This window comes from Gluconobacter sp., from assembly GCF_047723935.1.
GTDB lineage: Bacteria > Pseudomonadota > Alphaproteobacteria > Acetobacterales > Acetobacteraceae > Gluconobacter.
On record NZ_JBDOBO010000022.1, the window covers coordinates 24,874 to 39,851 of the forward strand.

A 14,978-nucleotide genomic window follows, 5' to 3' on the forward strand; every position below is an offset into this window, starting at 1 on the left:
TCATAGCCAGAACATGACAGATACGTCATGGCAGCGCCAAGACCACGGCCGCCGTGCGAGCAGCACTACAGCGATCGCAGGCTTTGCTCGCGGCGCTGAGCGAGGAGCTTGGGATCAACCCTCCAGTTAAATGGTGGAAGCGTCAGATTGTCGAAGACCAGAAGACGGGACCAAAAGAGCCCCGATCAACGGTCCTTTCCGAGACGGACCAAGCGATGATCGTGGCATTTCGCCGGCATACGTTGCTACCGCTGGATGACTGTCTTTATGCCCAATAGGCCAGCATTCCCCATCTGACACGCTCGGCCCTGCATCGCTGCTTTCAACGTCAAGAGATATCCCGACTTCCGGATATGGAGGGAGACAAGCCCAAACGACAGCGTTTCAAACGCCATCCTATCGGCTTTTTTCACATCGATATTGCCGAGGTCCAGACTATTGAAGGCAAGCTGTATCTCTTCGTTGCCATTGACCGGACAAGTACATTCGCTGTCACACATCTGGTCGAGAAAGCCGACCGAAGAACGCCTGGGAATTCCTCGAGCATCTCCTAAGCGTCATTCCTTACCGGGGGCATACTATTCTGACCGATAATGGGATCCAGTTCGCTCACCAACTCCGTAATCGCAATACGGCCTGGTCGCGTCCCATGCGCTTCGACATGATCTGAAGCGCATGGGATCGAACATCGTCTGATGAAACCAAATCACCCATGGACCAATGGTCAGGTTAAACGGATGAGCCGAACAATCAAAAAGGCAACCGTCGAGCGCTTCCATTACGACAGCCATGAGCATTTAAGGACACACCTCAGCGACTTCATGGCAGCCGATAACTTCGGACGAAGGCTCAAGACCCTTAATGGGCTCACACCTTACGAATATGTCTGCAAAATATGGACTTCAGAGCCAGAAAGATACAAGTCCATCAAACCGCGGAACTAAACAGTTAGGCAAACGGAGCCATCATTCGGGGCCGCGCGATTTGGATTTCTGCGAAAATTGCGGCCGGTATCGACCGAGTGCTTGTCCTGATTAAGGCCTTCAAGGCGGTTACGAAAGAGCGCATGCTTTTGCGGCCAACTACTCCCAGGCTCAACGTCGCTGTTATCGCGAAAGAGGCAATGCTGTCGGCCGCAACCGTTTAAAAAAAGAATAGAGTTTGCTTACGGCTTTACAATCCGTTCCACGAAGAGGCGCAATCCAGCTGAAATTACCGCAAGCGAACCGTATGCCGAGATAGAAGCTATTTTCCTCCAAATCGGTCAGTTTTTTTATTTCATGTTGTGCGTCCTGTAGTTCCAGATTGATCGGCCTGTTTCCTGCAAGTTATTGAGATAAAGAGGTATCATGGAGCGGAGAGATTTGAGGGGGTGTCCTTTTACGAATTTTTGCGTTTGTAAGGCGCCGCGAAAGCGTCCTGGAGGATACGTTTAGAGAGCGGGCAATATCGGTCAGGCCTTCGGTCCCGTCTTCCAGGCGAGATAACGCGATATCCAGATCCTGTTCGGAAAGTAGACGAGGACGGCCCAACGTCTTACCTCGCACGCGTGCTGCGGCAAGGCCAGCTCGGGTTCTTTCAGCAATGATGGATCGTTCGAATTCGGCTAATGCAGCCATCATATGGAACATTAGCCGGCCGCCGGAGGATGCAGTATCAATGTGTTCTGTTATCGAACGAAAATGTATTCCCTTCTTGCTTAACCGTTCCATGAGTTGAACTAACCCAAACAAAGAGCGTCCAAGTCGGTCAAGTCGCCAGACAACCAGGGTGCAGCCTTCATGAAGATGTTGCATTGCTGCGTCCAAACCTGAGCGGGAAAATTTACTACCTGATTCTCCTTGATCAGTGAAAATGCGACTACAACCAGCAGCCCGGAGTGCCTGGATCTGCAGATCCAGTTTTTGCTCTTCTGTAGAAACCCGAGCGTAGCCGATGATCATATAAACCACTCCAAATACATCAAATAAATGACCTTCCAAACTGGATCGTTGGTTGAAGATCTCTGTAGTTACCTTCATGAATTTTGAAGGGACGAGGTTGACAAAAACGGTCGATTTGTTCCGGCCTGATTTGAGACAGTTTTCTGCGCAGACGAAGTTAGAAAATCGGCCATTTTCTGGGAATCCCTAATTGAGTTTCGGGTATTTTCGAACCTTTGCCCGAAATGACCATTTTTGGCATCTTGGGAATTTTTGTTGCAAAAAGTTTCTTCACAAGACGGGAGTGGCGGACAAATTGGTCCGTCAGTAAGGGGATCTCTAACAGAAGAACATGATCGTTTGGTGGGTGTTTCAGGGGGAATGTCTTTCCTTTTTAATGGACAGGATTTGACCGATGATGCCCTGACATATGAAGTGGTTGATCGGCACGTGGCAGACGATTTGGTCATCGAATTTGGCCGACTGATTTGTACAAAAAAACTGCCTTCCAGAGATGATTGTTAAAAAATGAAAATGATTTTCTCTGAAAAGGCTCAGTCAGTCGAGTGGTATGTGAGAAACTTCGACATGGCACGGGCTGTAAGTGAAGGCTGGTTCATAGAATACGATTGCGGCACAGGTGCCCGACTACGCGGATGTGGGGGGAAAAGCGATCTGGACGCGTGGTGGCATGTCGCTCAAGCGGCCGCTCGTGGGTCTGCATATCATTGTGCAGCTTTAGCAGAGCTTGCTCCTGATGAACGTCTGGCACTCGAGGTTTATTGTGGTCCAACAGGGACCCCGCCGCTGTGAAGTATCTAAGAAATTGCAATGGTGCTGAATGCGCCCAAATCGCTGAGAGCGTAACGCCATTGCTGCGTCTCTCTTAAGATTGAGTTTTGGAATCCCATCTTCGTCGTTCTTAACCTTCGTCTTCGGGTCATATAACAGGTTATTGCGGAAAAGGTCCGGGTAATCGAAATTTTTACAGTTCAGTTCGGATCTTGATGCGAAATGGTAGTGTCCTCTCTTGCCGCGTGGCGTTCTATAAGAGCGCGCCACCTTGTCTTTGCCACACTGGGCGGAACGCTTCTTTTTGGCGGCGCTGCAACAATTCCTCTTTCAGTGGAAAATCAAGCCGTTCTTGCCGTTGCAGGTATTATAGCATTTTTTATTGTAGATAGGGTACGTAATGACAATGCGGCGATTATTCTTAAGCTGCTGTCGCTATTTGTTTCTCTGAGATATTTTGTCTGGCGTCTTACCGAGACGGTTGAATTTGAAGATTTCACTCAGGCTGCCTTAAGTGTGGCTCTTATATTTGCCGAATTTTTCGCGGGGATAATGCTTGTCTTGAGCTATTTTCAGACATTGCATACTCTGCAGCGCAAGCCGATGGCATTGCCAGATCAAGTTGAAGAATGGCCATCTGTCGACGTTTATATTCCCACTTATAATGAAGACCTTCAAATAGTACGCATGGTTGTTTTGGCCTGTATGGGGTTGGACTGGCCTGCAGATAGATTAAATATTTATATTTTGGATGATGGGCATCGAAGTGAATTTTTTGAATTCGCTCAAGCCTGTGGTGCTGGTTATATCGCGCGTCCTGATAATTCTCACGCAAAAGCTGGCAATCTAAACCACGCGCTTGCTCTCACATCAGGTGAGTACATCGCGATTTTCGATTGCGATCATATTCCTGTACGAGCGTTTCTTCAGTCCACGATGGGATGGATGATTGCTGATCGCCGTATTGGCCTCATTCAGACACCTCATTATTTTTATTCTCCTGATCCATTTGAGCGAAATCTTTCAGAAGGGCTTTCCGTCCCTCCAGAGGGTAATCTGTTTTATGGATTGCTTCAGCCGGGAAATGATTTCTGGAATAGCGCATTTTTCTGCGGTTCGTGTGCAGTATTGAGACGAACGGCGCTGGAGGAGATAGGAGGGGTCGCGACCGATACAGTGACAGAAGACTGTCACACGGCTCTCAGGATGCAGAGAGCAGGGTGGTCTAGTGCTTACTTGCGCCTCCCTCTGGCTGCCGGTTTGGCAACGGAACGTCTTATCCTTCATATCGGTCAGCGTGCGCGCTGGGCGCGAGGAATGACGCAAATTTTTCGTGTCGATAATCCGCTGTTCGGACCGGGTCTGACATTTGCCCAGCGGCTTTGTTATCTGTCTGCCACGATGAGTTTTCTCTTCGCGATCCCTCGTCTCATTTTTCTTCTTGCGCCTCTCGCGTATCTCTTCTTTGGGGAAACGCTGATAGCAGCATCTCCTATGGCACTCGCCGTCTATGTGCTGCCGCACTTTTTCCATTCGGTTGCAACAGCTTCTCACGTCCAGAGAAACTGGCGATATTCATTCTGGAGCGAAGTTTACGACATCGCGCTTGCGCCATTCATCGCTCCAATTACTTTCATGACGCTGCTCTTCCCACGCCGCGGGCGCTTTAATGTGACCGACAAAGGTGGTCTGGTTAAGCAGGAATATACGGATATCCGCGCCATTTGGCCGCAGATTGTTATTCTGATCCTGCTTTCCATCGCTGTTCTTTCAGGGGTGTGGAGAATTTTTTTCAGACAGCATGACGTCATGGTTCTGAATGCGTTATGGACGACCTGCTTCTGGGCTGCGCTGAATGCCCTCCTGGTTTTTGGCGCCATCCTGGTTGGGCGTGAGACACGTCAGATAAGGCATAGCCCGAGACTTGCTGCGATATTTCCGCTGACGGTCGATTTGCAGAACGGTAGCCTCGTCGAAGGCGTTACGATCGATGTCTCACGAGGCGGTTGCAGGCTTCACGTTCCGCCTGAAGACGCAAGCATGATCCGCCCGGATATGGCAGTCCGTCTTCGTCTGCAGTCAGATGAGACCGGTGTGCTTGCTAGAATTGTCCTTGTCGAAGAGGACGAGGTCAGCCTGCGCTGGACGCCTGCTTCGCCACGAGAAGAAGCGGTGATTGTACGGTTCATGTTTGGTCGGGCAGATGCATGGCTTGGCTGGGATAACTATGCGCCAGATCGTCCGCTCCGGAGTGCGTGGCTACTTCTGCGCTGTTTCGGAGCACTGTTCAAACGAACTGATCCTGATTCTTATGCTGAGCGCGACAAGCGCATTCTGAATGCTGAACAGCAGGCAAAGGATTTTGCTGCCGCCCGCAAGAAAAAACGCGAGAGAATAGTGCTTCGTCCCATGAAACAAGGTTCGACTGCTGCCCTCCTGATCATCGGTCTGATGACAAGCATCGCGATGAGTGGGCAGGCCTCTGCTCAGGCTCTCCCATCTCCGATTTCCGATGCAGGAGACAATATTCCTCTGCCCGATATAGGAACCACTACGAATGTGCCGGGGCCTGTCATGCCTCCGCTTGCAGGGGCAACGCCGCAAACCTTTTCTCTCATGCATTTTGGAACGCCCTCTGTTCTACGGATGTTGCCTTGGGCTTCCATTCAGGGGGTCAACCTTTCAGTTCCATCTTCCCGTCTTGTCACAGGGGCGCGCCTTGTCCTGAGTGGAGCGTTTTCACCGCAACTTGCCGCGACAGGCGGGGCCATCACGATACGTCTCAATGATCAGTATGTTGGAACGATCACTCTGGATCGCTCTCGCGCTTCTTTTGACGCCCTTAGTTTTGACCTTGATCCCGTACTTTTCACGAAAAAGAACACACTGACCTTTTCTTTGGGAAGCACGTCTCCGGATCACGAAACGCCTGCGCTGCCCCAAAAAACGACTGATATATGGGCCGAAATCAGAGGTATGTCCTCTCTGACGCTGACCACCGTACCATTGCCGCCCCAGCGTCATCTCAACCGTCTTCCCGCACCTCTGCTGGACATTCAGGCGAGCGATCCTGTCGTGCTGCCTTTTGTCCTTCCTGACAACCAGTCTCCGGGGGACCTACGGGGCGCTGCGATCATGGCAGGTTGGTTTGGAAAGATTATCGACGTCCGGCATATTTCGTTTCCTGTCAGCAGACATCTTCCTTTGAGCGGTAATGCGGTGGCCATCGCTCCAGCAGGTCTTTTGCCAGCCGGACTGCTGCTTCCAGCCTCTGTCAAAGGGCCCTTTGTAGCTGAAGTTGCCAACCCCAAAGATAGTAATGGAACCGTACTGGTTGTTACTGGTCGTACAGTGGAAGAGGTTCAGGAAGCTGCGCGTGCCGTTGCATTTCTACCGGAAGCACTTTCCGAAAATGCGTCACAGAGTGTCAGCGCACCGGAAACCATGCCCAGAAATCCGTACGATGCACCGGCATTTATACCGACAAGCCGGGTAGTCCGGTTTGGCGAGCTGGTGAGTGATGCTGCTCTCACGGGCCACGGGTATATTCCTGGCACACTGAGTATTCCGTTCCGTATCTTGCCTGATCTCTACACGTGGCGGGACAAGCCATTTCTCGCCGAGGTTGGCATCAATGGTCCCTTGGAAGCAATTGTTGACCTGGACCGGTCTCATGTTGATGTGAGCCTCAACAACCTTTACCTGCGGAGCTACTCCTGGAGAGTTCCGACGCTTCTACCATTATGGATTTCACGTTACTTCCCGTCGGTTTCTACCCTGCAGCAGGACCGGATCAAACTTCCAGTTTGGGGGGTGTATGCGCAGAACCAGCTTGATTTCTATTTTAGCGGTCGCCCGGCTGCGAATACACAAATTGCCGCATCCGGTCAGGATATCACGATCAGCATTGATCCTGATTCCACGCTTGATTTCAGGCGGGCGTACCATTTTGCCGTACTTCCCAATCTCGCAATGTTCGCAAATAGCGCCTTTCCCTTTACGCGCCTTGCAGACCTTTCCGAAACGGTAATCTGCCTTCCTGATCATCCGGATACTGCAGTAACGACTGCCTTTCTGGACCTGATGGGCACCATTGGCTCCTATACGTGGTATCCCGCAGACAAAATGACTTTGATTGGCGAGAGCGTCCTAGCCTCGGGCAAGACTTTTCCCGATCAGGACGTGCTGGTGATGGGAACGCTTGGCTCGGACAGGTCATATGCATCTCTATTGTCGGCAACACCTTATACTCTTGAAAATGGCAAGCTTCATTTCCGGCAGAGAACAATGCTGGATGGGGTGCGATATTTCTTTGCCGATCTTGCAGGAAATGCCGTTTCTGACACAGGTACAGTAAAGCTTCAGGGGGCGCTCAGTCTGCAGAGTGGGGGAGCTTTTATGGCAGCGCGCTCTCCTTATGCATCGCATCGCTCGCTTGTCATGATGCTGTCCGGGACACCGCAGGGATTGGATGAACTGGTTCATGCCATGCGCGATCCAGAAAAACAGCGGGGAATTCAGGGGGATCTGACTGTCGTTAATGGCAGCCATGTTGTCGCGTCCCGCAATGGGATCTCCTATACCGTTGGTAGTCTGCCTTTCTGGGTGAATATCGAGCGTATCTTCCGTGAGCACCCATTCCGCATCATTGTCGCTGCTGCCGTTGCCATCTTTCTGATCGGACGCAGTCTGCATAAAGCAGTCATGTATCAGGCAATGCTGCGCAAACGTGTCATGGATGAGGTGCAACTCTCCGATCAGGGCGTTCAGGCGCAATGAAAGCTCGTTTCCTGCCGTCGTTACCGACGTCTGCCCTGCTTCTTTCCGGTCTATCCCAATGTGTGTTCTTCTGGTTGCCAGAAGATGCAAAGGCTCAACAGGCAGCTACTCTTCCGACGATTCCGACGGATCAGGGGGAGGTCGTCGAGCTTCTGTTAAAACAGACGAGGTACTGGCTTGGTCGCAGTCAGTATGATCGTGCGGCAGAAACACTGGCTCAGGCGCGGCAGATTGCTCCTCAGAACCCAGGCGTTCTGGAAATAGAGGGAGAATGGGCTGCTCAGAAAGGTGACGTTGAGGCTTCGGAAAGAGTTCTAAAGACGCTTCAGAAAATCAATCCGAAAGCGGCACAAAATCTGGATTCCGTTATGAGGGGAAGCCTTGTTTCTGGCCCGCTTTTGGAGGAGGCCCGAACCCTCGCTCGTTCAGGGAAGGCGACAGAAGCAGTGCGCGTTTATGAGCGTCTGTTTCCGAATGGTCCGCCAGGAGGGTATGCACTGGAATATTATCAGGTGATGGCTGCGTCCAAGCCATTGAGAAACGAGGGTATTGCCGGGTTGCGATCACTGGTCCGCACTGATCATAACAATATTGCGGCTCAGATTGGATATGCTGAAGCTCTGACCTGGAACGAGGACACTCGTCTGGATGGAATGAAACGGTTGCAAGGTCTGGCAGGTGTTACGGCTCTTTCAAGAGAGCAGCGAACATCTGTCATGAGAGCTTGGCGAACAGCACTTTACTGGGTTCCTCCGACCTCTCGAAGCATCCCACTTTATGATGCTTTTCTATCGGTCCTGCCGCAAGATCATGATGTACTGGAACGTCGACATCAGGCAGAGCATGCCCCGAGTGAAGAATTGGCCCAGACGCGCACTGAAGGTTTTCAGGCTTTGGACCGTGGCAATCTTCAGCAGGCGGAAAGTGACTTCAGTGAAGTGCTGCAGACCCATCCGGACGATGCGGACGCGGTCGGGGGGCTCGGACTTGTGCGTCTGCGGCAGGGGCGTTCGGACGAAGCTACGGAACTTCTGAACCGGGCATCGCAACTGAACCCTGCCGAGGCCGCGCGTTGGACGAAAGCCCTGGCAGGTTCGAAGCTGGCGGGCACCTATCACAGGATAGACAGTCTGATTGCTACGGGGCGTTATAACGAAGCACGACAACTCGCTGTAGACACGTTGCAGGTCGCGCCAGACCAAACAGCTCTTAAAGTCAAACTCGCAGACATGGATCGTAGGCAGGGGCGAACGGCTGAAGCCGAGCGAGGCTATCGTAGTGTTCTTGCTTCAGAGCCCGGGAATATCGCAGCGCTTCAGGGGTTGAGTGGACTTCTGGCTTCGGATGGAAGGGTGAGTGAGGCTCAGGCACTCGCCCGACGTATTCCGGGTATGGGCAACCGTTTCCTGCAGGATATACGTGCGGCTGATCTACAGGCGGAAGCTGACCGGGCGGATAACGCCGGGGAAAAGGTAACCCTGTTGACTTCAGCTCTAGCGGAAAAACCAGACGACCCGTGGATCAGGCTTCATCTGGCTCAAGCGCTTCTGAAGTCTTCGCGCCAGCAGGAAGCGCGGGAAGTCATGGAGCCCATCCTGTCGACAGATCGTCATCTGACGGCTGAACAGCTACAGGCTGCAGTGTTTTTTAGCAGTCAGGTCAATGATTTCGACAGAATCAGACAGCTTCTTCGAACATTCCCTGCACAGGCACGGACGCAATCCATCAGACAGGTTGAGATGCGTCTTGAAGATCACGACCGCATCGCCACTCTGCCGGCGGATGAGACCGATGCCCGCTTTTATGTCCGCAGACTTGCCGACACTATGAGCGATCCTACCGGGATAAGGGGCGCAGGCGTTGCCAGCCAACTGGTTGGTGCAGGCAAGCCTGCTCTCGCTATCTTTTTTCTCCGGAGCCTCTTGTCTTCTACCTCCCATCTGACGGCACAGCAGCGACTGGCATATGCGGGGAGCTTCCTAGGGGTTCGCAGGACAGAAGAAGCACGACACCTGATGGAAGGCCTTGCAGGTGCGCAGTTGTCTCCCGAAGAGGAACGTGAGCGCCACGATATTACAACAGGGCTGGCTGTAACGCGGTCGGATCAGCTGAATGCGAAGGGCGATCAGGCGGAGGCCTATGAAGCTCTCAGGCCCGTTCTGGCGGATAATCCGTCTGACACGTCAGCCCGTATGGCGCTCGTTAGACTGTATGAAGCCCGGCAGGAAAATGCCAAGGCGGATGAAATTGTACGTGCGGTAGTCAATCGTGACCCTGATGATCTGGAAGCCAGACTAGCATTGGTCAAACTCGAAGCTCAGGCTGGCCAAAAAGACGAAGCGAGAGTTAATGCCGAAGCTCTCAAGGAGCGTGCGCCCACCGATCCGCGTGCGTGGATTGCGGCAGCTCGTGTGGCCGAGATGGATGGGAACTGGCGCGAAAGTCTTGAAGATCTTGCCCGGGCCAGAGAATTCCGTGCCGCTCAGGTTCGACGGACGGATGGAGGCCTTGTTGAGGACGTCAATCCATTCCGGCAGCAGGATCACGGCAAATCCGAGGCGGAGCAGGACCCAATGCTGAGTGGCATTCAGGAAGATGAAAGCCGCGTCAGTCAGACTTATGCGCCGACCGTGGATATTACTCCCGGCTTTCTCGGACGTTCCGGGACCGGCTTGACCAAGCTTTCCCGTGCTGATTTGAAGATGGAAGGAGCCATGACGGTGGGTTCGGGACGATTGGGTATCGTTCTGGATCCCACCGTACTCGCCTCCGGCACGGGGACTATGGATTATCGGGAAGGGCTATGGAAAACCGGGACGACAGCGGTGACTTGTGCGCCTCAAGACGTCCAGACAACTTCTGCCTGCTACGGTGACGCAATACGTCGCCGCTCGGCTTATGGCGTAGGTACAAATCTTTATTATGCTCTTGATTGGTTGAGGGCGGATATTGGCACTTCGCCTTTGGGCTTTGCTGTGACCAACATTCTGGGTGGGATTGAATTAACCCCTCAGATTGCGCCTCATCTTATACTGCATACGACATTCGAACGACGTGCCATCGCAGATAGCGTTCTCTCTTATGCAGGTCTGCGTGAGACGGAGACATTGGGCGACGTAACCCAGCACAGGACCTGGGGCGGGGTGACCAAAAATAGAGCTCATGCACAGCTCGAATACGGAGATGATGCCTTTTCTCTGTATGCAGGTGGGGGCAGTGCTTACATCTATGGTCGTAACACGCAGTCCAATGTTAATTATGAAGCCGGGGTGGGAGGCAGTTTCCGTATCTACGACGATGGTATGAACAAAGTTCATATCGGTGCGGATGCCGACTGGTTCAGGTATAATAACAACCAGTTTCTTTATACCCCCGGGAATGGCGGTTATTTTTCGCCACAGTCCTTTTTTTCTCTGACTATTCCGGTGCGGTATGCAGGACATAAGGGGGCGTGGGATTGGGCGGCTTCCGGTTTTGGGGGCTTCCAGGCGTATCGTCAGCGCAGCACACTGCTTTTTCCACGAGACAGTCGCTATCAGACACAGGCAAGAGCAAATTACGATGCTGCACAGGATTGTGTGCAACAGCAAGCACTCGCTGCTGCAAACGGGTCAACAATCACACCCTGCGGTGGTGTTTCTACAAGTGTGCTGAGCCAGTACAACTATCGTGATCCCGCGAAATCTTCGTCTGGAATTTCAGGCGGTATAGATGCGCTTTTCTATTACCACATTACGCCTGATCTGAAGGTTGGTGGTCGTTTTCTTTACCAGAAGTCGGGTCCCTGGAATCAGACGGATGTGAATCTGTCCGTTCACTATGACTTTTCCGGAATACGTTGAATGGCCATTGATTTTACATTGCTTCTTACAGAGCTGGCTCGGGAATTCGATCAACAGGCCGGGTCGGACGCGCGGGACAATTTTCTTCGGAAGGTCGGGCATCGAATTGCGTGCCGCGTGACATTGCCGCCATGTAAAACGCTGCTCAACCTCGAGTTGGAAATGAACGTCCAGCTTGCCACGCTTGGGTGGGGGCAAACGAGCCTTTCTCTGGCAGAAACCCAGGCACGCCTTCGTTTGACCCATGATGGTCTGCCATCACTGGGAAGTACGGGTACTCCGCCAGGAAGCTGGCTGACGGCATGTCTGGCGGGCCTCTATGAGCAATGGCTTATGGATCAGCCCAATGCCGCGGAAGGCTGCCGAATAACATGGGACCCTCAGACGCCGGCCAACTCCATTGGAAGTCTACTGTTCGAGTACGGACAATGAACAGAACCGCGACCGGTCGCTTCATGAGCCAGGACGATTAAGCATGCCCCAGTTTTCATCCGACGTTCCTTCACTCTGCAAAGCAATGGGAAAGCCGGATTTCAGATACCGTTCGTTCGATAACATCGCTTTCATTCCACAGACACCTTACGTGAAGGCGCCTGTGGAGGAAGCCGAACACGTTGAAGCGTCGAAGCCTCTCCCTGCACCTGAAGTGACTTTGCGTCCTCAGGACGGCAGCACGGAGAGTACTGCCCTGCCGATTGAAAATTTCCTCACGGATGCCCGTAGCATTCCACTCTCCAAGGTGTTTTCGATGCTGGAGAAAAACAGGATCACAAGCGGCATGCCCGCAAAGGGACTTAACGAGATTTTTCGTTGAGTAATCTTCAAGCGCGACAGTACCAGACAGGATATATTCAGTGAAGAACATGATGCGTGATCCCACCATGGCAATAGAGTCCTTCAACAGGCGGATGGTCATGAAAGGAGTTTTCTGTACGTCATTTCTGGCGGCGACCGGATCGTATGCTTCTGCTGCGACCGCAGATGATCTGTGGGAAGATTACAAGAAACGCTTTATGACCTCTGACGGGCGTATCATCGACGCTCATGATGGTGTCGCCTCCCATAGTGAAGGGCAGGGATATGGGATGCTCTTCTCCGTTGCGTTCGATGATCAAACGTCTTTTGACAGGCTCTGGAGTTGGACCGCCACGACGCTCCGCAGGCCACAGGATGCGCTCTTCTCCTGGCGGTATATCAATAATTCTGTCCCGCATGTGCCTGACCATAACAACGCGACAGATGGTGATCTTCTGATCGCCTTTGCCCTGACAAGCGCTGCAAGGAAATGGCAGCGGCCACATCTTTTGACGCAGGCAAAGAAGATCTATTCAAGCATTCGGAAGAAACTTCTCGTAAATTTCAACGGTCGCCTTGTCCTTCTTCCGGGTATTTCGGGTTTTTTGTCGCCCGGAAAAGCTACACTGAACATGTCCTACTACGTTATTCCATCCATGCAGGCCGCACAGGAGTTCGACGATACCGGAATATGGGCGCAAGCTATTCATGACGGAATGGCTCTGCTCCGGCAGGCTCGTTTTGGCAGATGGGGCCTGCCACCTGACTGGCTCACGCTTGGAAAGGATCGGGACGTGCCGGAAATCGCTTCGGGTTGGCCACCCCGGTTTTCGTATGATGCGATCCGGGTTCCTTTATATCTTCAATGGGGCGGCATGCTGGATCGGGATATTGCAAACCCGTTTGTGCGTTACTGGCATGCCTACACGTCAGGCGGGCTGCCTGCCTGGATCGACCTGAAGACAGATGAAACAGCGCCTTATGCGGCCCCCCAGGGATTTCATGCCATTGGCGCAGCCTGTGGGTTTGAGAATGGCTTTAGCCCGGTGTTGAGCAGAAGCATTGATTATTACTCTGCTTCACTTGTCCTTCTCTCGAACATCGTTGCGGCACAAAGTTTGCGCTAAGGCGGGGAAATGACGAGACAGAACTGCTTTTGTGTTTAAAGATCATGGGGTGCTGCTGTGCAGTTCCTTTCGAAAAATTGCCCCAGAACTGTACGGAAAATCATTTAATGACTACTGATGCCTCTGAAGTACAAGAGCCTTCTATCGCCGAGCAAGAGTGGCAGGGACTGATCTCCCAGACGCCCGCCCCTGTGCGGGAAATTGTAGCAGGGGTGATAGACCAGCACGCGGTGGACTGCGTGCAAAGGTTTTATGAAGTGCTTCTGAACAACGCTGATGCAGCCCCGTTTCTTTCGAATGAAATTGTTGATACGCGCCTTCGTGCAGCACTGGGGCGTTGGCTGGCAGAGCTTTTCTCTCACGACGCGCCGGACGCCAGTATTCTTGTGCAGACTCAGCAGAAGATTGGCGCCGCGCATGCGCGTATTCAGATCCCGATTCATGTGGTGATGCATGGTGCCCGTCTCCTGAAAAGGAAACTGCGCGTGTTCATTCAGGCACTGGGACTGGACGGACCCCAATATTCCGCGGCCATCGCATATGCGGAAGATATGATCGATATTGCGATCGAGGTCATGAGCCTGGCTTTTGTACAGGGAACGCGCAAAGAAGTTGAGGTCAATGAGGCGTTCCGGCTCATGTCACTGGGCAAAGACATAAGTCTTGAACGAGAGACGCAACGGGCCGCTTTGCTGGAGTGGGGACAGTCTTTTCTTCTCGACATCTGTTATGGGGGAGACTCTGCCAATACTCTTTCAGACTCTGCATTTGGGCTCTGGTTAAGGCACAAGGGAAGTGTTCTGTTTCAAGGCGCGTCAGAAATTGACGTTGTATCGAAGGCCGTAGAACACGTTGATAATGTGCTTGTTCCGAAGCTGGTCTCCGAGCGCCCTGCGCCCCCACAGGCAATCAAAGCCCTTCAAGGCGCGCTGGAAGAAATTCATTACATGATGGACCAGCTTTTCAAAACGGCGGAAGCCGTTGAGAATGGCCGTGATCCATTGACCAAAACACTGAGCCGACGTTTCTTACCGACCATTCTTGGTAGAGAAGTCTCCCTTTCTCTACGGCGACATATTCCCTTCAGTATTCTGATGGTGGATATCGATCACTTCAAGTCCGTCAACGATAAACTCGGGCATGTTGTGGGTGATTCCGTACTGCGATACGTCGCTAAAATACTGGTCGCACAGTGCAGGATGAGTGATTTTATTTTTCGATATGGAGGAGAGGAGTTTCTTGTTCTCCTGACCGAAACTCAGGAAGAACAAGCGATCCAAATCGCGGAACGTATTCGCACAGCGATTGAGCAAAATACTGCTTTGACAGTCAACGAAATCGATATTCGCGTGACTGCATCGTTTGGCATCGCCACATTTGCTGGCCATCCGGATTATCGTCATCTCATCGAGGATGCAGATCGAGCCCTTTATCTTGCCAAGGCGGCAGGTAGAAACCGCTGGCATGTAAGCAAAGGCAGACACGTTCATTCGGATGGCTTGGCAGAGTAAGTGTGCTGTGTCCGATGGATGTTTAGTAGCCTGGAATAGTTTGGCCGTATCTCCACACGCTGTGGCTGCTGCCTTTCATCGATAGAATCTGGAGCTTTTTGAGCGGTTCACACCTCATATTTGTGTTATCTATAACATGAAAAATTTCAGGCTTCAGGAAAATACATTCTTCTTCAGGAGAGAGGATAATCAATAATATCTATTTTAATC

At 52.2% G+C, this 14,978-nt stretch carries 8 protein-coding genes and 1 pseudogene; 8 read left to right on the plus strand and 1 reads right to left on the minus strand.

Annotated elements, in window-relative coordinates; translation table 11 throughout:
- The first annotated feature begins 53 nt into the window (after positions 1 to 53).
- A pseudogene (locus tag ABF979_RS09355) lies at positions 54 to 944 on the plus strand (DDE-type integrase/transposase/recombinase).
- Positions 945 to 1,328: 384 nt separating this feature from the next.
- Here ABF979_RS09355 and ABF979_RS09360 read toward each other — a convergent pair.
- Entirely contained in the window at positions 1,329 to 2,021 is a 693-nt protein-coding gene (locus ABF979_RS09360) for a recombinase family protein (protein WP_415559367.1), read from the minus strand.
- A gap of 435 nt (positions 2,022 to 2,456) precedes the next feature.
- Between ABF979_RS09360 and ABF979_RS09365 the strand changes: the two genes are divergently transcribed.
- The 7 genes from ABF979_RS09365 (at position 2,457) to ABF979_RS09395 (ending at position 14,768) form a co-directional block, all read left to right on the plus strand.
- A complete protein-coding gene (locus ABF979_RS09365; protein ID WP_415559368.1) occupies positions 2,457 to 2,735 on the plus strand; it encodes a hypothetical protein in 279 nt (92 codons plus the stop codon).
- 201 nt (positions 2,736 to 2,936) lie between these two features.
- The gene (gene bcsA, locus ABF979_RS09370; protein ID WP_415559370.1) at positions 2,937 to 7,493 is read left to right on the plus strand and encodes a UDP-forming cellulose synthase catalytic subunit; all 4,557 of its coding nucleotides are present in this window, start codon (positions 2,937 to 2,939) and stop codon (positions 7,491 to 7,493) included.
- Positions 7,490 to 11,335: a cellulose synthase subunit BcsC-related outer membrane protein gene (locus tag ABF979_RS09375; RefSeq protein WP_415559372.1), complete on the plus strand. Its 3,846-nt coding sequence runs from the start codon at positions 7,490 to 7,492 to the stop codon at positions 11,333 to 11,335. The genes bcsA and ABF979_RS09375 overlap by 4 nt, the downstream gene beginning before the upstream one ends.
- Positions 11,336 to 11,767, plus strand: coding sequence for a cellulose biosynthesis protein BcsD (gene bcsD, locus ABF979_RS09380; protein WP_215751150.1), 432 nt, complete (start codon positions 11,336 to 11,338; stop codon positions 11,765 to 11,767).
- A 43-nt stretch (positions 11,768 to 11,810) separates the two neighbouring features.
- Entirely contained in the window at positions 11,811 to 12,149 is a 339-nt protein-coding gene (locus tag ABF979_RS09385) for a hypothetical protein (protein WP_202208163.1), read from the plus strand.
- Between the two features lie 49 nt (positions 12,150 to 12,198).
- Entirely contained in the window at positions 12,199 to 13,257 is a 1,059-nt protein-coding gene (locus ABF979_RS09390; RefSeq protein WP_415559378.1) for a glycosyl hydrolase family 8, read from the plus strand.
- 107 nt (positions 13,258 to 13,364) lie between these two features.
- The gene (locus ABF979_RS09395) at positions 13,365 to 14,768 is read left to right on the plus strand and encodes a diguanylate cyclase (protein ID WP_415559374.1); all 1,404 of its coding nucleotides are present in this window, start codon (positions 13,365 to 13,367) and stop codon (positions 14,766 to 14,768) included.
- The last annotated feature ends 210 nt before the right edge of the window (positions 14,769 to 14,978 follow it).

Bases quoted from the DNA above. Each gene is read 5' to 3' on its own strand.
- ABF979_RS09395 (WP_415559374.1), top strand. From the start codon at position 13,365: ATGACTACTGATGCCTCTGAAGTACAAGAGCCTTCTATCGCCGAGCAA.
- ABF979_RS09365 (WP_415559368.1), top strand. From the start codon at position 2,457: ATGATTTTCTCTGAAAAGGCTCAGTCAGTCGAGTGGTATGTGAGAAAC.
- ABF979_RS09360 (WP_415559367.1), bottom strand. From the start codon at position 2,021: ATGAAGGTAACTACAGAGATCTTCAACCAACGATCCAGTTTGGAAGGT.
- ABF979_RS09390 (WP_415559378.1), top strand. From the start codon at position 12,199: ATGATGCGTGATCCCACCATGGCAATAGAGTCCTTCAACAGGCGGATG.
- ABF979_RS09385 (WP_202208163.1), top strand. From the start codon at position 11,811: ATGCCCCAGTTTTCATCCGACGTTCCTTCACTCTGCAAAGCAATGGGA.
- ABF979_RS09375 (WP_415559372.1), top strand. From the start codon at position 7,490: ATGAAAGCTCGTTTCCTGCCGTCGTTACCGACGTCTGCCCTGCTTCTT.
- bcsD (WP_215751150.1), top strand. From the start codon at position 11,336: ATGGCCATTGATTTTACATTGCTTCTTACAGAGCTGGCTCGGGAATTC.
- bcsA (WP_415559370.1), top strand. From the start codon at position 2,937: ATGGTAGTGTCCTCTCTTGCCGCGTGGCGTTCTATAAGAGCGCGCCAC.